We start from the raw sequence: 17,017 nt of genomic DNA on the forward strand, positions 1-17,017 counted from the left end.
ATAGCGGGGCGCCTGAGCGCCCCGTATGCCTTACTGGTTTTGCAGTTCGAGAGGCGACTGTTGAGGGGTTTCCTCTTGAGCCTTGCGTGCAGCTTCGATGGCGTCGGCTTCAGCCTTGGCCTTCGCATCGGCCTGCTGTTGCAGCTTTTCCAGATGCTCAGGCGTCAGTTGCTCAAGGCGCAGGACCAGTTGCTGTACGAGGTCGCGACGCATCTCTTTACGGATCATTTGGCCTTCCTGGGTGGAGCCAGCGATGTTGCTGCCGTCCTGCAGGTAAACCTTGTTCGCTTCAACCCGATTGCTCAGCAGCGTCAGATTGTTGTGACCCAGGATTTCGTAATTCACCACGTTGGTCAGCTGATACTCGGCGGTTCCGCCGTTGCCAGAGTAGCTGGCGGCGCGCTGAGTTTCTTTTTCGCTGGTCAGAACCATTTTGTACGGAGCATTGGCGGTCAGTTTTACGCCGCTGTTTTCCAGTACCTGACGCAGTTGGCGCACGGTATCGCCATAGGCGTTGCGAGCACTCACGTCGAGTTCGGTGATCGTCAGCTGATTGGTGCCGGTGCCGCGCAGCTGGAAGCCGCAGGCGCTCAACAAAATAGCGAGACCCATCACCAGCAGGTTGCGTTTGATCATGTGTTGCTCCCCTTGAAACCAGATAGGCCGACTAGGCGGCCCTGAAGGTCTTATTGGGCGCCCGGGCATGGCCCGGGCGCCTGTTCCAGTTAGCTCGCGACGATATTGACCAGTTTGCCGGGCACCACGATGACTTTGCGAATCGTCAGGCCTTCGGTAAACCGCAGTACGTTTTCGTTGGTGCGGGCTGCGGCTTCAACGTCTTCACGGCTGGCACTGGCTGGCATTTCAATATGCCCACGCAGTTTGCCGTTGACCTGGATAACCAGTTGCAGGGTGTCTTGAATCAGTGCGCTTTCATCCAGGGTTGGCCAAGGCGCGTCGATGATGGCGCCCGCATGGCCCAGTTTGTTCCACAACTCATGGCTGATGTGCGGAGTGATGGGGGCCAGTACCAGTGCAACCGTTTCAAGGCCTTCCTGCAGCAGTGCGCGGTCTTGTTCAGTCACTTGCGGTGCTTTTTCAAGCACGTTCATCACGGTCATCACCTGGGCGACGGCGGTGTTGAATTTGTGATGCAGGCCGACGTCCTGGCTCGCTTGCTTGATCGCCTGGTGGATAGCACGGCGAATGACTTTTTGTTCGTCGTTCAGGCCGGCGATGTCCAGCGTGCCCGGCAGGCCTTGGCCAACGAGGGCATAGGCCAGGCGCCATACGCGCTTGAGGAAGCGGTGAGAACCTTCAACACCCGAGTCGGACCATTCCAGGCTCGCGTCAGGTGGCGAGGCAAACATCATGAACAGGCGGCAGGTGTCTGCGCCGTATTGCTCGATCATGTATTGCGGGTCAACGCCGTTGTTCTTGGACTTGGCCATTTTTTCAGTGCCACCGATTTCAACGGGCAGGCCGTCGCTGATCAGTTTGGCGCCGATGATCTTGGCTTTGCTGTCACGCTCCAGCTCGACGTCTGCCGGGTTGAACCAGGTCAGGGCGCCGTTGGCTTCGCGACGGTAGTAAGTCTCGGCAATCACCATGCCTTGGGTCAGCAGGTTCTTGAACGGCTCGTTGGAGCTGACAAGGCCTTCGTCACGCATCAGCTTGTGGAAGAAGCGCGCGTACAGCAGGTGCAAGATGGCGTGTTCGATACCGCCGATGTACTGGTCAACCGGCAGCCAGTGGTCAGCCGCCGATTTCTCGACCAGGCCGCCTTCATAGTGCGGGGACGCGTAACGGGCGTAGTACCACGAGGACTCGACGAAGGTGTCCATCGTGTCGGTTTCGCGTTTGGCCGGTGCGCCACATTTAGGGCAGCTGCACTCATAGAATTCAGGCATGCGCGCCAATGGCGAGCCGGCGCCATCGGGCACGACGTCTTCTGGCAGGATGACGGGCAACTGGTCTTCAGGGACCGGAACGTCACCGCAGGTGTCGCAGTGCACGATCGGGATCGGGCAGCCCCAGTAGCGCTGGCGGCTGATGCCCCAGTCACGCAGACGGAACTGGGTACGCGACTGGCCAAGGCCTTTGGCGGTCAGGGCGGCTTCGATGGCAGCGAATGCCGCGTCGAAATCCAGGCCGTCAAATTCGCCGGAGTTGATCAGCGTGCCGTGTTCGTTGTAGGCGTCTTGCCACGGAGCAGGTGATTCGTCGCCTGCGCTGGTACGAACGACTGCTTTGATCGGCAGGTTGTACTTGGTAGCGAACTCGAAATCACGCTCGTCGTGTGCTGGAACGGCCATCACCGCGCCGTCGCCGTAATGCATCAATACATAGTTGGCGACCCATACCGGGAGCTTTTCACCGGTCAGTGGGTGCTCAACGAACAGCGAGGTTGGCAGTCCCTTTTTCTCCTGGGTCGCCATATCGGCTTCGGCCACGCTGCCGCCTTTGCATTCAGCGATAAACGCTTGCAGCTCAGGATTGCCTTGTGCAGCCAGAGTGGCGAGCGGGTGCTCTGCAGCCACGGCTACATAGGTAGCGCCCATGAGGGTGTCGGGACGGGTGGTGAAGACCTTGAGTGCGCCCGCTTCGCCGATGGAGTCGACGTTGTAAGGGAACTGCACTTCCATGCCGCGGGATTTGCCAATCCAGTTACGCTGCATGGTTTTGACCTGCTCGGGCCAACCCGGCATGTCGTCGAGGCTTTCAAGCAGTTCATCCGCATAAGCGGTGATCTTGAAGTAGTACATCGGGATTTCGCGCTTTTCGATCAGCGCGCCCGAACGCCAGCCGCGGCCGTCGATGACCTGCTCGTTGGCCAGAACGGTCTGGTCCAGCGGGTCCCAGTTCACGGTGCCGTTTTTACGGTAGATCACACCTTTTTCGAACAGGCGAGTGAACAGCCATTGTTCCCAGCGGTAGTAATCCGGCTGGCAGGTCGTGATTTCGCGGGACCAGTCCACTGCCAGGCCCAGGCTGCGCAGCTGGGTTTTCATGTAGGCGATGTTTTCGTAAGTCCACTTGGCCGGGGCGACATTGTTTTTCATCGCGGCGTTTTCGGCCGGCATGCCGAAGGCGTCCCAACCCATCGGTTGCAGGACGTTTTTACCGAGCATGCGCTGGTAACGGGAGATCACGTCACCGATGGTGTAGTTACGCACGTGCCCCATGTGTAGCTTGCCGCTTGGGTACGGGAACATCGACAGGCAGTAGTAAGTCTCTTTACCTGGATCTTCGCTGACTTCGAAGGACTTTTGGTTGTCCCAGAATGATTGGGCGGCGGCTTCTATTTCACGGGGCTGATATTGTTCGTGCATGGCTACTTGTACTGATAAAGGGTGGCCTAATCCTCTTCAACATAGATCGGCTTTGGTGTTGCCCGGTCAGGTTGGAGCAGGGGTTACAGGAAGTCCCGTAGCATACATGACCCCGCTCTATCGAGGGAAACCCTGATTGCCTCATCACTCCGTTGGTCGCGGCAGCACGCCGGTTTTACAGGCACAGCTAAGCTCTCTTTGGGGGAGATACATTTCCTTTAATGAGGTGGACGGATGGCAGAGTTGCAACGCAGCGCAACAACATCGCAAGTGTATGAGCGGCTGATTGATCGTTTAAGTGTGGCTCTTGATTCAGCAAAGACGGCTGTCCAATTACGTGATGAACGTCCAGTCGAGTTGGAGTTGCGAGGCTTGAGTCGTGCCGAGCTAGAGTTGATCAACCTCTATTTGAATCGGATGGGGCGTGAGGCGATTGAACGCTCGCAAGGCAGCAGGAACATGCAGGATGCCCCCAAGGCCAAGGTCATCTGGCTTAAAGACAGGGTGCAGGGAGCTTAGGGCCTTACGGCGATTCAACGATTCAGGCCGGGCCTTCAGAAAAAGTCGCATCAAGAAAGGTTGTACCCCGGGTTGATGCATCAGGCGTTTGTGTTTGGGTTTCTCACCTGCGCTGTTGATGCGTTCACTCAACCCCCTTAGGCTTCGGGCATCTTTGGAGATGCTCGATGCCTATTCGATATTTTTTAAAACAACTTCTATTACCTCCTGGAATTCTTTTACTCCTCTTGGTGCTTGCCTGGTGGTTGCGTCGTTCGCGCCCGCGTTTGGCGGGTGTCCTGTTCGCCTTGGGCGTGGGCGGTTTTTGGCTGATGAGTTTGCCCGTGATGGTGGAATGGGGTGCGCGGGTGCTCGAGAGCGAGCCGCCGTTGGCCCAAAGCGAGTGGTCCAGGCTTGCGCAGCGGGCGGATGCAATCGTGGTGCTGGGCTCGGGCCGTGAGCGGGGAGACCCGGCATGGGGCAGCGATCAACCGACGGGAATAGGCCTGGAACGCCAGCGATATGCGGCCCGGCTGGCCAAGGCTTCAGGTTTGCCGGTACTGACCACGGGAGGTTTGCACTACGGCGCGCCCCCCAGCGAGGCGCAATTGATGGCGGACTCGTTGCGTGATGACTTTGGTGTGAGCGTGCGCTGGAAAGAAGAGCAAAGCCGTACCACGTGGGAAAACGCCAAAATGACTGCAGACATTCTGCTGCCGCTGGGTATCAAGCGCGTGGTCGTAGTCACCCACGGCTGGCACATGCCGCGTTCGGTGTGGAGCTTTGAAAAGGCCGGGTTTGAGGTTGTACCCGCCCCCGTTGGGTTCTTGAGTGCTGACAACGCTCGGCCTCTGGGGGGCTGGATGCCCGAATACAAATCGTTCTGGCAGTCCGGGTTGTTGATCAATGAAGCGGTCGGGCAGATGTCCTATCCGCTTTTTTACCGGTAACTGAGAGGCGGGGCGTCTGGCTGTTTGTGGGAGCGGGCTTGCTCGCGATGCATTCGCGAGCAAGCCTGGTAGCCACTACACCGTCTTGGCAATCCGGCTGGTGATCAGTGCCCAGCCAATCAGCAGGCTGCACAGGATGATCAGCGGCCATGAGCGCCATTGCAGGTAAGGCGTGAAGTTGTGCATGGGGACTACTTCGCCATACATGATGCCCTGCTCAAACTGCGGTATCTGAGTGGTGATCTGGCCGAACGGATTGATCAGAGCCGTTACGCCATTGTTGGTTGCCCGGATCATCCAGCGGCCTGCTTCCAGGGCGCGCATTTGTGCCATCTGCAAATGTTGCAGCGGGCCAATCGACGTGCCGAACCAGGTGTCGTTACTGATGGTGAGCAAAATATCGCTTTGGGCGGCGAGGTTGGCCACGAAGTCCGGGTAGACCACTTCATAGCAAATAAGCGGCGCGATCTGATAACCCTTCGCTTGCAGCATGGCCTGATCAGACGGGCCTCGGGCGAAGTCCGACATCGGCAGGTCGAAGAATGCGATCAGGCCGCGCAGGACATCCTGCAACGGCACGTATTCGCCAAATGGCACCAGCTTCTGTTTCAGATAAACACCGTCTCCCTCACCAACGGCGGTAATACCGTTGAAGTAGCGCGGCTCGTGACGTACTTCCTGGCGGATAGGCACGCCTGTAATCAGTGCCGAGTTTCGATCAGCGGCAAACCGCCCCATCATGCTCAAGAAGCCTTCAGCGTTTTCTTTGAGTACGGGAATGGCGGTTTCTGGCCAAACGATGAGATCAACGCGTTTTGAGCTCAATGTCATGTCGCGGTACAGGGCCAGTTGCGCGTTGAGCTGCGCCGGGTCCCATTTCATGCTTTGTTCGATATTGCCCTGGATGGCCGCGACGCTCAGTGGATCACCCGAAGGGCTGGTCCAGGCGTGATGCTTGAGTGCCTGGCCGAGGCACCACGGACCGATCAGTAACACTAAACCAGCCGCTACAAAGGCTTTGCGTTTGGCCTTGATCAGGCGCGGCAGATTGCACAGCAGTGCTGCGGTCAGGGCCAGGGTAAAGGAGATCAGCCACATGCCGCCCAGCGGGGCAAGGCCGGCCAGTGGGCCGTCCAATTGGCTGTAGCCGGAGTACAACCAGGGGAAACCGGTGAGGAACCAGCCACGAAAAGCTTCCTGTGCGACCCACAGGGCCGCAAACGCCAATGTGTCGGCCAGTGGCGCTTCGTTGCGGCGAATCCAGCGTGCCCAGAGCCAGGCGGGGAGGGCGAAGAACCATGCAATAGCTCCCGTGAACGCCAGCATCAGCAGTCCGGCCAGCAGCACAGACGCGCCGCCGAAGTGGTGAATGCTGTAGTAGATCCAGCTGGTGCCGGCGCCAAACAGACCAAAACCGTAGCACCAGCCACGGCCCAGCGCCTGTCTTGGGGACAGGTCACGCAAGCCAAGATAGAAAATGGCCAGGGCAACCAGTGCCAGTGGCCAGATATCGAAAGGTGCCAACGCCAGGGTTGTCAGTGCGCCGGCCACCACGGCCAGCAAGTTACCGGGCCAGCCGGGGGAGGTTATCCAGCGCATTTCAATCCTTGGTGTTGAGGTTTAGCGGGCGATAGGCGTAAGGCGAATCAAATGAATCCGGCGACTGTCCGCATTGAGGATGCGGAAGCGGTAAGGACCGATTTCAGTGGTTTCGTTGCGTTTTGGCAAGTGCCCGAATGCACTCATGACCAGGCCGCCGACAGTGTCGAATTCATCGTCGGAGAATTCGGTGTCAAAGAACTCGTTGAAGTTCTCGATGGGGGTGAGGGCCTTGATCAGGAAGTCACCGCTGGGCAGCGGCTTGATGTAGCTGTCTTCCTCGACATCGTGCTCGTCTTCGATGTCGCCGACGATCTGCTCCAGAACGTCTTCAATCGTTACCAGGCCCGCCACGCCGCCGTATTCGTCAATCACGATGGCCATGTGGTTGTGGTTGGCACGGAACTCACGCAGCAACACGTTCAGACGCTTGGACTCAGGGACAAACGTCGCCGGACGCAGCAAATCCTTGATGTTGAACTTGTCGCCGTTCTCCTGAAGGATCAGCGGCAGCAAGTCTTTGGCCAGGAGGACGCCCAGGACGTCGTCATGGCTTTCGCCGATCACCGGGTAGCGCGAGTGCGCAGCCTCAATGATCGCCGGGAGAAATTCACGGGGGGTCTGGGTCGCCTTGATGCTGATCATCTGCGAGCGCGGAACCATGATGTCCCGTACCTGCAGGTCAGCCACCTGAATGGCGCCTTCGACGATGGCCAGCGCTTCACTGTCCAATAGTTTGTTCTGGTGTGCTTCGCGCAGCAGCTCAAGCAGCTCCTGGCGGTTTTTCGGCTCATGGGCAAAGGCCTGGGTCAGCTTACCTAACCATGACTTTTGCCCGTTGCTCGATCGGTCTTCGCTCATAGCGATTTACTCGTATCCCTTGGTCGTTTCAGTGGGTGTTATTCGGTTTCGTCGTCTGCATACGGGTCTGGATGACCCAGTTCAGCAAGCAACGTTCGTTCCAGTGCTTCCATTTCTTCGGCTTCTTCGTCTTCTATATGGTCGTAACCCAGAAGATGCAAGCAGCCGTGAATCACCAGGTGGGCCCAATGGGCCTCGAGGCTTTTGCCTTGTTCGGTGGCTTCGCGTTCAACCACGGCCACGCAAATCACCAGATCGCCCAGTAACGGGATATCGAGGAATTCGTCAGGCACGTCAGCCGGAAAGGAAAGCACGTTGGTGGCGTAGTCTTTCTGGCGCCAGGTGTGATTGAGCTCGCGGCCTTCGGCTTCGTCTACCAGGCGAATGGTCATTTCCGAATCGGCGGTACGCTGACGAAGGGCCAGTTCACACCATTGGCGGAACTGGGCTTCGGTGGGGGCGGCTGCCTCGGTGGCCAGTTGCAGGTCAAGCTCAAGCATCGTGACGGTAATCCTTTGCAGCGGGCAGTGCGGCCAGCTTGTCGGCGGCTTCCTGTTCGTAGCGCCCGTAGGCTTCCACAATGCGCTGCACCAGCGGGTGGCGCACGACGTCTTTGGACTGGAAGTGAGTAAAGCTGATGCCCGGTACATCCTTGAGCACTTCAATGACGTGGTTCAGCCCTGATTTGGTGCCTTTAGGCAGGTCGATCTGGGTGATGTCACCGGTGATCACGGCGGTCGAGCCGAAGCCGATACGGGTCAGGAACATCTTCATTTGCTCGACGGTGGTGTTCTGGCTTTCGTCGAGAATGATAAAGCTGTTGTTCAGCGTACGACCACGCATGTAGGCCAGTGGCGCAACTTCGATCACCTGGCGCTCGATCAGCTTGGCCACGTATTCAAAGCCCAGCATTTCGTACAGCGCGTCGTAGAGCGGGCGCAGGTACGGGTCGATTTTTTGCGACAGGTCGCCTGGCAGGAAACCGAGTTTTTCGCCGGCCTCAACGGCCGGGCGCACCAGCAGGATGCGGCGGATTTGCTCGCGTTCCAGGGCATCAACGGCGCAGGCCACGGCCAGATAGGTTTTACCCGTACCCGCTGGGCCAATCCCGAAGTTGATGTCGTTCCCCAGGATTTCTTTGACGTAGCGCTGCTGGTTGATGCCTCGGGGGCGAATCATGCCCTTTTTGGTACGCAGCGAAACGCTGGCTTCAGCCACCGGATTGCTGGCCAGGTCTTCGACGGCAGATTCCTGCAGGAACAGGTGCACCATGTCCGGTGAAAGCTCGGAAGCCTTGGTTTCACGGTACAGACGGCGCAGCAGATGTTCTGCGGAAGAGGTCAGCTTGGGGTCGCCGATCAGCTCGAATTGATTACCGCGATTGCGGATTTCGATCGTCAGGCGTTGTTCGATCAAGCGCAAATGCTCGTCGAATTGCCCGCACAGATTGGCGAAACGGCGAGCCTCAAATGGCTCGAGAAGAAAGCGATGTGGTTCGATGGGTGCGTTCAAGGTCGTATTTAGCCGCCCTTAGGCAATTGAGATGGAATTAAGGATAACGCTAGCAGGTCAAGCGTGAAAGGACTTAACCAAATGTTTGATGTGGGAGCGGGCTTGCTCGCGATTGCATCACCGCACTGGTCCAGCCGGACCGCGTTGCATGCATCGCGAGCAAGCCCGCTCCCACAGAAGTTGATTGCGTGTGGTCAGTTCAGCAGCGAGCCCCGCAACGAGTGCGGCTGGGCTGCATCGATGTGCACATCGGCGAATTGCCCGATCAACTGCGGGTTGTCACAGCGGAAGTTGACGATCCGGTTGTTCTCGGTGCGGCCCTGCAGTTCGCCAGGGTCTTTTTTCGAGTAGTCGGTCACCAGAATCCGCTGGATGGAACCCACCATTTGGCGGCTGATCTCAAAACCCTGCTGGTTGAGGCGATGTTGCAGCGCGTTAAGGCGCTCCTTCTTGCGCTCTTCCGGCGTGTCGTCCGTCAGGTCTGCTGCCGGGGTGCCCGGGCGCTGGCTGTACACAAAGGAATAGGAGAAGTCGAAACCTACGTCTTCGATCAGCTTCATGGTTTGTTCGAAGTCTTTTTCGGTCTCGCCCGGGAAACCAACAATAAAGTCGGAACTGATGCAGATACCCGGTACTGCAGCGCGCAGTTTGCGCAGCTTGGACTTGTATTCCAGTGCCGTGTGGTTGCGCTTCATGGCCGACAGGATGCGGTCCGAGCCCGATTGCACCGGCAAGTGCAGGTGTTTGACCAGCTCCGGGACTTCGGCGTGGGCCTGGATCAGGCTGTCGGAGAACTCCAGCGGGTGGGAGGTGGTGTAGCGAATGCGCTCGATCCCGTCGATCGCGGCAACCACGCGAATCAGTTCGGCAAGATCGGCCAAACGACCGCCTTCGGTCAGGCCGCGGTAGCCGTTGACGTTCTGGCCGAGCAGGGTTACTTCACGTACGCCGTTTTCGGCCAGGTGAATCACTTCGGCCAGCACGTCATCGAACGGGCGGCTGACTTCTTCGCCGCGGGTATAAGGCACCACGCAGAATGTGCAGTATTTGCTGCAACCTTCCATGACCGAGACGTAGGCGCTTGGGCCGTCGATGCGCGGTTCTGGCAGATGGTCGAACTTCTCGATCTCGGGGAACGACACGTCGACCTGCGGCAGCTTGGTGATGCGCGCAGCGTCGATCATTTCTGGCAGGCGATGCAGGGTTTGCGGGCCAAATACCACATCCACGTAAGGGGCGCGATCGCGAATCGCCGCACCTTCCTGGCTGGCAACACAGCCGCCCACGGCAATCACCATGTCGGGGTTGGCCAGTTTCAATTCACGCCAGCGACCCAGTTGCGAGTACACGCGGTCTTGGGCGCGTTCACGGATCGAACAGGTATTAAGCAGGATGACATCAGCGTCTTCGGCGCGCGCTGTGACTTCCAGGGCCTGATGTTCACCCAGCAGGTCGACCATGCGCGAGCTGTCGTACTCATTCATCTGGCAACCGTGGGTTTCGATGTAAAGCTTCTTGGCCATGGGTGTTCATCAAGTGATTCAAAGAACCGCGCATTATAGGGGTCATAGCCGTTGCTTCCTAGCGTTGTGCGTCTGACGGCTATGCTATAGTTCGCGCCCTCTTTTATACCTCCAGATGCTTACCCGCCCACCATGACCAAACGTGAAGCTCCAATCTACAAGGTGATTTTCCTTAACCAGGGCCAGGTGTTCGAAATGTACGCCAAGCAGATCTATCAAAGTGATCTGTGGGGTTTCCTGGAAGTTGAGGAATTCGTCTTCGGTGAGCGCACGCAAATGGTCGTCGACCCGAGTGAAGAAAAGCTCAAGGCCCAGTTCGAAGGTGTGGTGCGCAGTTTTGTGCCGATGCACTCGATTGTGCGTATCGACGAGGTTGAGCGCTTGGGCACTCCCAAAATCAGCGAAGCCCGTGGCGTGAGCAACGTGATGCCGTTTCCGTTTCCGATGCCGGAAAAGTAAGGCCGTTTATTCTGTCGGGAATCGTCTGCCGGGATGGGCTAAGGCTGCGACTGCAGGCTTTGTGCTGGCCTTGATTTAAGGCAGCGGCGAAAACGGCGAGCGGGCATCGGTCGATTGCAGTTCCTGCAAGTACTTGCGGAAAATCTGCCCCAGGATCTGGGTGGCGGTTTCCAGCTGGTCGCGAGGCATTTGCTCGGCTACCAGGTCGGCAGTGTCCAGTGCGTCTTCGGCGCCGTTAACCGCGGCCATCTTCAGCACGATATACGCCTGAATGTTATTGGCCGGTACACCTTCGCCCTTGAAGAACATGGTGCCGAGCTGGAATTGAGCCATGGCGTGACCTTGCAGCGACGCTTGCTCGAAGTAGCTCAGTGCCTGATTAAGATCGCGAGGGGTGTTTTTACCGTCGTAATAGAACTCGCCTAACTCGTATTCGGCTTCTGCATCCCCGGCTTTTGCCGCTTCAACGCATGCCGCAAGCGCCTCGGCGAGGTCTTCAGGCTGAGTATTGAGGGTGCAGCGACCCATCGCTGGGATCAACAACGAGTTACCGCCTGCCTGGACAAGCAGCGGTTGTAGGAGCAACAGGCAGCCCAGTGCAAGGGCGCGGCCGGTGCGGTTCATGGGAATCGACGTACCTCTGAAAGGCGGGTTAACCCGACCGTGGGATGTGTAGGCGCGCATTATGAAATAAGCAGAGGCAACCTTACAAAGTCTTTACTCGTTTTTCTGCTGCGTGACCGCGATATCCATTGATTTAAGACGATTTTGGACGGGCGGGGTAAAAGATCATGCCATTACGGGCATAAAAAAACGGCAAGGGCATCAACCCTTGCCGTTTTTGTGGATCACTTCAGTGCGGCAAATGCACGCTCTGCAGCATCCAGGGTCAGTTGCAGCTCGGTCTCGCCGTGGGCGATCGAGGTGAAACCGGCTTCAAAAGCACTGGGTGCCAGATACACGCCACCGTCGAGCATCAGGTGGAAGAAACGCTTGAACAGATCGGCATCGCTGGCCATCACATCATCGAAGGTGACGATGTCGTCGGCGCCGCTGAAGTACAGGCCGAACATGCCACCGGCCTGGGTGGTGACAAATGGAATGCCTGCCGCGTCGGCGCGCTGCTGCAAGCCATCCAGCAAACGGGTGGTGTAATCGCTCAGCTCGGCGTGGAAGCCCGGACGGCTGATCAGGCGCAAGGTGGTCAGGCCAGCAGCCATTGCCAGCGGGTTGCCGGACAGAGTGCCCGCCTGGTAAACCGGGCCCAGTGGTGCGATGTGCTGCATGATTTCGCGTTTGCCGCCGAAGCAGCCAACCGGCATGCCGCCGCCGATGATCTTGCCGAAGGTGCTCAGGTCCGGGGTGACGCCGTAATGGGCTTGAGCGCCACCCAGGGCAACACGGAAACCGGTCATCACTTCGTCAAAAATCAGCACCACGCCGTGTTTGTCGCACAGGCTGCGCAGGCCTTGCAGGAAACCTGGCGCAGGCGGTACGCAGTTCATGTTGCCGGCCACCGGCTCGACGATGATGCAGGCCACGGTGTCGCCGACTTCACCCAATAGTTTTTCAACCGCTTCAATGTCGTTGAACGCGGTGGTCAGGGTGTGTTTGGCAAAGTCAGCCGGAACCCCGGCCGAGCTCGGTACGCCCTGAGTCAGCAGGCCTGAGCCAGCCTTGACCAGCAGGCTGTCGGAGTGGCCGTGGTAGCAGCCTTCAAACTTGAGGATATTGTCGCGGCCGGTGAAACCACGGGCCAGGCGGATGGCGCTCATGGTGGCTTCGGTGCCGGAGCTGACCATGCGCACCATTTCCATCGACGGCACGATGGAGCACACCAGGTCTGCCATTTCGGTTTCCATGGCGGTCGGAGCACCGTAAGACAAACCGTGTTCCAGTTGCGCACGCACCGCATCCAGTACTTGCGGGTGGCTGTGACCCAGAATCATCGGGCCCCACGAGCCGACGTAATCCACGTAGCGTTTTTCGTCTTCGTCAGTGACGTAGGCGCCTTCAGCATGCTTGAAGAACAGCGGGGTGCCGCCCACGCTCTTGAACGCACGCACAGGCGAATTCACGCCGCCGGGGATGTGTTTCTGGGCATTGGCAAACAGGGTTTCGGAACGAGACATGGTGGGCTCTCTCTGAATCAGGATTCGGTATTTAAATAGACAGCAAGGTGTTGAACGCCTTGGCGCGGCGGGTGACTTCCTGGGCGTCCCGGGCGCCAAACAGGCCATGCACCACGGCCAGCAGGTCGGCGCCGTGGGCAACCAGTGGGGCCGCGTTGTCCAGGGTAATGCCGCCAATCACGCAAATCGGCAGGTTGAGCCGGGCGCGAGCCTGGTCCAGCACGTCCAGGGTTGCGGTCGGGGCGCCGGGCTTGGTGCTGGAATTGAAAAAGCGGCCAAAGGCGACATAACTTGCCCCTTCCTTGGCGGCCTGCTCGGCAAGCTCAATCTGGCTATGGCAGGTGGAACCAATGATGGCATTGCGCCCGAGCAGTGCCCGGGCCGGTGTCAGCGGGCCATCGGTTTGCCCCAGGTGTACGCCCACGCCCAGGCGCGCGGCCAGCTCGGCATCGTCGTTGATGATCAGGTGCGCCTTGTAGCGCTCGCACAAACCGCGCAAGGCCTCGGCTTCGCGAAGGCGACGGGCGTCATCGTTGCTTTTGTCGCGATATTGCAACAGCGTCAGGCCGCCATCCAGGGCCGCCTCAACGTAGGGCAGCAGTTTGCCGGCCAGCAGTTGGCTGTCAGTGATTGCATACAGGCCGCGCAGTGTCATGGTTCGTGCCTCATTCGTTACGAGCAGAAGTCCAGCGGCAAGCGGCGCGGTACAAACTGCCCCTGCCCCAGTTGCTCGGCATCGCGCAGGGTGCGCCACGTGTAGTTGAGCGCGGTCTGCACGGCGCTGACCAGTTCTTCACCGATGGCCAGCCGTCCGGCCAGTGTGCTGGCCAGGGTGCAACCCGAGCCGTGATAGCTGCCGGGCAAGCGATGGCAGGTAAAGGTATGACGGCTACCGTCGCGGCTGTACAGGCGGTTATGGACTTCGTGTTCATCACCGTGACCGCCGGTGATCAGCAGGTGCTTGCAAAAGGGCAGGAGTTTTTCTGCGCATTCATCAGCGCTGCCCTCGGGCAGTTCGGCCAGGATGCGGGCTTCGGGAAGGTTGGGGGTGGCAATGGTGGCCAGGGGCAGCAGGCGTTCGCGCATTGCGTAGCCCACTTCGTCCTTGCCCAGTCGCCCGCCGCCGCCTGCGCGCAACACCGGGTCGCAGACCATTGGCAGATGCGGGTGGGCCTGAAGCAGTTCGACCACGGTGTCGACCATTTCCAGTGAGCCGAGCATGCCCAGCTTGACCGCCGCAACGGTGGAGTCGCTGAGCACGGCGTCGGCCTGGGCCAGCACCCACTCACGATCCAGCACGCGGAAGTCGCGGACATTGACGGTGTTCTGCACAGTCAGGGCGGTCACCACCGGGGCGGCGTGACAGCCTTGAGCCAGCAGGGCTTCGATATCTGCCTGCAAGCCGGCACCCCCACTGGGGTCATGGCCGGAGAGACAGAGGACAACGGGGCGAGAGCTGTAGATATTCATGGTGCGCGAGCTTACCACCAAACGGTTTTTTGGGGCGCTTGGTCCGTGTGCAGTTAAATGTTGGTTATAAGCTTTTGATTGCCCTGACAAATTTTCCTTTTGAAAACTCGCTTATCGCTGTAATGCCCGATCTAGAGCCTTTGCATTGATTTTTGGCATGGTGTGTATGTGCCATTAATGGCTATGTTAGAGTGCCTTCAAATTAATAACCGGTCATTCGGGCGACGTCATCCCAGAGGGAGTATGGGCTGACGCAGTTTATCGAGTGAGCTACGTTGGGGCTGTATGCGCTATTTGTTGATGATGTTGTTGGGCTGGCTACCGATGCTGGCTGGCGCAGTCACGTTTGACGAAACCACACAAAGCCTGCCCTTGGGCCGCGTGATGCAAGTCTTCGAAGACGTGGACGGCGAAGCGACTCTGGCAGAGGTGACCGCCCGCGACGAGCTGTTCAAGCCACACACCAAAGACACGCTGAACGAGGGCTACTCGCACTCGGCCTTCTGGGTCAAAGTGGATTTGCACTATCAGCCACTAGACCCGCAGGTACATCGCACCTGGCTGCTGGAATTGGCCTATCCGCCGCTTGATTCCATCGAACTGTACCTGGCTGATGCCGCAGGCAACTACCGACTCGCCGAACGTACGGGCGATGCGCTGCCCTTTGACAATCGTCAGATCAAAGAAAACAACTACCTGTTTGAACTCAACTTCACCCCGGGGCAAAGCCAGACCCTGTACTTGCGCCTGGCCAGCCAGGGCTCGGTCCAGGCGCCGTTAACGCTGTGGTCAGCCCAGGCGTACCTCGAAGAACAGCCCGTACGGATTTATATCCTGGGCCTGATTTATGGCGTATTGCTGGGGATGCTGGTTTACAACCTGTTCATTTACCTCAGCGTGCGCGACACCAGTTACCTCTACTACATCTTCTACATCGGCTCCTTTGGCTTGTATCAGCTGTCAGTCAATGGCGCAGCGGTGCAGTACTTCTGGCCGAACAACCCGTGGTGGGCCAATGCGTCCACACCGTTCCTGATTGGGGCGTCGGCGTTTTTCGGTTGCCAGTTTGCCCGCTCCTTTTTGCACACCGCCTCCCACAGTCGCTGGCTTGATCGGGCGCTGATGCTCCTGATGGCAGTGGGTGCCCTAGTGATGGTGCTGGCATTGACCACCAGCTATGCCGTGTCGTTGCGCCTGGCCACTGGCCTGGCGCTGGCGTTTATCGTCACCATTTTTACCGCCGGCGTGGTGGCCTGGATACGAGGGCTGCGGGTCGCGCGCTACTTTGTGATCGCCTGGTCGGCCTTTTTGCTCGGGGGGCTGGTCAATACGCTGATGGTGCTGGGCTATCTGCCAAACGTGTTCCTGACCATGTACGCGAGCCAGATCGGCTCGGCGATTGAGGTGGGGCTGCTGTCGCTGGCGCTTGCCGACCGGATCAATGCCATGCGTGACCTGCAGGCGCGCACGCTGCAAGAGTCCGGGCAAAAGCTGGCCGCCATGAACCAGCAGCTGGCGCGTACCAACCAATTGAAAGATGAATTTCTGGCAACCGTTACCCATGAGTTGCGCACCCCCATGAACGGCGTGATTGGCTCTCTGGAGCTGATCAAAACCCTGGACATGAGCCCTGAGCTTGCGCAGTACACCCAGACGGCAGAAGGTTCTGCGCGCGAAATGATGCACATGGTCAATGGCATCCTGGTGCTGACAGAACTGCAAGCGGGTCGACTGGTGGCCCGTCCTCGCCCGTTCAGTCTGAATGAACTGCTGCAAGGGCTGAGTGATCAGTTCGGGCCAGCGGCGCGTAGAAAAGGCCTGGAGTTTTCGTACGAAGTGGCACGCAACCTACCCGATCACTGGGTAAGCGATGCCGAGAAAATTCGACAGTGCCTTGAGTGCCTGCTGGATAACGCCATCAAGTTCACCCGTGAAGGTGGCGTGGTCCTGCGAGTTACCGGCAAAGCCGCAGACGCCGGGCGTTGGGCGCTGGCGTTCAATGTCATCGACAGCGGCATCGGTTTCGTACATCAGGAGGAAGCCGAGTTGTACCAGCACTTCTTCCAGGTCGATGGTTCCATGACGCGCGAATATGGTGGTTTAGGCATCGGCCTGGCGATTTGTCGACGTCTGGTGGAGCTGCTTGGCGGGCGACTGACTCACCATTCACAGCCCGGGCAGGGCTCACAGTTCCAACTGTTGCTGGAGCTTGAGTCACCGGTTCAAGTCCCGCAGCCGCACCCCGTATCGGCCCACGCCCAGACCCTGGTTCGCACCCCCGGGGAGTGTGTTGTCCTGCTGGTTGAGGAACCCTCCAACCCTGCGATGGTGCGAGGCATGTTGCTCAAGCTGGGTTATCGCGTGCTGAGTGTCGACACCGGGCAGGCGGCGATAGAGGCACTGCGCCGCGAGCGGGTCGATGCAGTGTTGCTGGCGTGCCCGCTGGCGCTGGTGTCGGGTACATCGATAGGCAGCCAGTTGCTGACACTGGCTGCGTGCGCGCAACTACCCGTGCTGGCGTTGTTCGAGTCCGAGCTCGAGGCCCATCAGGCCCGTGATCAGGTCGACGGAATCACCGATTACCTGATCAAGCCGCTACGGTTTGAGGCGCTGCAACACGCCTTGGCACAGCGGCTTTTGATTCAGGAAGGCAGCAAGAACGCAGAGTTTTAGGCGTTTAT

At 58.7% G+C, this 17,017-nt stretch carries 15 protein-coding genes; 4 read left to right on the top strand and 11 right to left on the bottom strand.

The window, feature by feature from the left end:
- Nucleotides 1-30: 30 nt before the first annotated feature.
- Nucleotides 31-636 carry an LPS-assembly lipoprotein LptE gene (locus AACY07_RS17540; RefSeq protein ID WP_339476414.1) on the bottom strand — a complete coding sequence of 202 codons (606 nt, stop codon included), beginning with the start codon at nucleotides 634-636 and terminating at the stop codon, nucleotides 31-33.
- An 89-nt stretch (nucleotides 637-725) separates the two neighbouring features.
- Nucleotides 726-3,332 (bottom strand): leucine--tRNA ligase, encoded by a 2,607-nt coding sequence (gene leuS / locus AACY07_RS17545; protein WP_339476417.1) that lies wholly within the window; start codon nucleotides 3,330-3,332, stop codon nucleotides 726-728.
- A gap of 234 nt (nucleotides 3,333-3,566) precedes the next feature.
- On the opposite strand from leuS, the gene AACY07_RS17550 reads away from it, so the two are divergent.
- Together AACY07_RS17550 and AACY07_RS17555 are read left to right on the top strand one after the other, a co-directional pair.
- Nucleotides 3,567-3,851 (top strand): hypothetical protein, encoded by a 285-nt coding sequence (locus AACY07_RS17550; RefSeq protein WP_133077010.1) that lies wholly within the window; start codon nucleotides 3,567-3,569, stop codon nucleotides 3,849-3,851.
- 167 nt (nucleotides 3,852-4,018) lie between these two features.
- The gene (locus AACY07_RS17555) at nucleotides 4,019-4,780 is read left to right on the top strand and encodes a YdcF family protein (protein ID WP_339476419.1); all 762 of its coding nucleotides are present in this window, start codon (nucleotides 4,019-4,021) and stop codon (nucleotides 4,778-4,780) included.
- A gap of 75 nt (nucleotides 4,781-4,855) precedes the next feature.
- On the opposite strand, the gene lnt is transcribed toward AACY07_RS17555, so the two are convergent.
- The 5 genes from lnt to miaB all read right to left on the bottom strand — a co-directional run bounded on the left by lnt (nucleotide 4,856) and on the right by miaB (nucleotide 10,275).
- Complete coding sequence (lnt, locus tag AACY07_RS17560) at nucleotides 4,856-6,379, bottom strand: apolipoprotein N-acyltransferase (RefSeq protein ID WP_339476421.1); 1,524 nt, start codon at nucleotides 6,377-6,379, stop codon at nucleotides 4,856-4,858.
- A gap of 21 nt (nucleotides 6,380-6,400) precedes the next feature.
- Nucleotides 6,401-7,240, bottom strand: a complete 840-nt coding sequence (locus AACY07_RS17565) for an HlyC/CorC family transporter (protein ID WP_019824191.1) — start codon at nucleotides 7,238-7,240, stop codon at nucleotides 6,401-6,403.
- Nucleotides 7,241-7,278: 38 nt separating this feature from the next.
- Complete coding sequence (gene ybeY / locus AACY07_RS17570) at nucleotides 7,279-7,740, bottom strand: rRNA maturation RNase YbeY (protein ID WP_133077007.1); 462 nt, start codon at nucleotides 7,738-7,740, stop codon at nucleotides 7,279-7,281.
- Complete coding sequence (locus tag AACY07_RS17575; protein ID WP_019824188.1) at nucleotides 7,733-8,752, bottom strand: PhoH family protein; 1,020 nt, start codon at nucleotides 8,750-8,752, stop codon at nucleotides 7,733-7,735. Before AACY07_RS17575 ends, ybeY begins: the two co-directional genes overlap by 8 nt.
- Before the next feature lie 194 nt (nucleotides 8,753-8,946).
- The gene (miaB, locus tag AACY07_RS17580; RefSeq protein WP_133077005.1) at nucleotides 8,947-10,275 is read right to left on the bottom strand and encodes a tRNA (N6-isopentenyl adenosine(37)-C2)-methylthiotransferase MiaB; all 1,329 of its coding nucleotides are present in this window, start codon (nucleotides 10,273-10,275) and stop codon (nucleotides 8,947-8,949) included.
- Between the two features lie 132 nt (nucleotides 10,276-10,407).
- Between miaB and AACY07_RS17585 the strand changes: the two genes are divergently transcribed.
- Nucleotides 10,408-10,734: a DUF1820 family protein gene (locus AACY07_RS17585; RefSeq protein WP_019411970.1), complete on the top strand. Its 327-nt coding sequence runs from the start codon at nucleotides 10,408-10,410 to the stop codon at nucleotides 10,732-10,734.
- A 75-nt stretch (nucleotides 10,735-10,809) separates the two neighbouring features.
- On the opposite strand, the gene AACY07_RS17590 is transcribed toward AACY07_RS17585, so the two are convergent.
- The 4 genes from AACY07_RS17590 to AACY07_RS17605 all read right to left on the bottom strand — a co-directional run bounded on the left by AACY07_RS17590 (nucleotide 10,810) and on the right by AACY07_RS17605 (nucleotide 14,336).
- On the bottom strand, nucleotides 10,810-11,358 hold the full coding sequence (locus tag AACY07_RS17590; protein WP_019824185.1) for a tetratricopeptide repeat protein: 549 nt from the start codon (nucleotides 11,356-11,358) through the stop codon (nucleotides 10,810-10,812).
- A 224-nt stretch (nucleotides 11,359-11,582) separates the two neighbouring features.
- Nucleotides 11,583-12,866, bottom strand: coding sequence for a glutamate-1-semialdehyde 2,1-aminomutase (gene hemL / locus AACY07_RS17595; protein WP_339476426.1), 1,284 nt, complete (start codon nucleotides 12,864-12,866; stop codon nucleotides 11,583-11,585).
- Nucleotides 12,867-12,897: 31 nt separating this feature from the next.
- Nucleotides 12,898-13,521: a thiamine phosphate synthase gene (gene thiE / locus AACY07_RS17600; RefSeq protein ID WP_133077003.1), complete on the bottom strand. Its 624-nt coding sequence runs from the start codon at nucleotides 13,519-13,521 to the stop codon at nucleotides 12,898-12,900.
- A gap of 17 nt (nucleotides 13,522-13,538) precedes the next feature.
- Complete coding sequence (locus tag AACY07_RS17605) at nucleotides 13,539-14,336, bottom strand: hydroxymethylpyrimidine/phosphomethylpyrimidine kinase (protein WP_133077002.1); 798 nt, start codon at nucleotides 14,334-14,336, stop codon at nucleotides 13,539-13,541.
- Between the two features lie 285 nt (nucleotides 14,337-14,621).
- Between AACY07_RS17605 and AACY07_RS17610 the strand changes: the two genes are divergently transcribed.
- The gene (locus AACY07_RS17610; protein ID WP_339476428.1) at nucleotides 14,622-17,009 is read left to right on the top strand and encodes a hybrid sensor histidine kinase/response regulator; all 2,388 of its coding nucleotides are present in this window, start codon (nucleotides 14,622-14,624) and stop codon (nucleotides 17,007-17,009) included.
- The last annotated feature ends 8 nt before the right edge of the window (nucleotides 17,010-17,017 follow it).

The sequence above is a fragment of the Pseudomonas sp. RL_5y_Pfl2_69 genome (assembly GCF_963970465.1).
Classification (GTDB): domain Bacteria; phylum Pseudomonadota; class Gammaproteobacteria; order Pseudomonadales; family Pseudomonadaceae; genus Aquipseudomonas.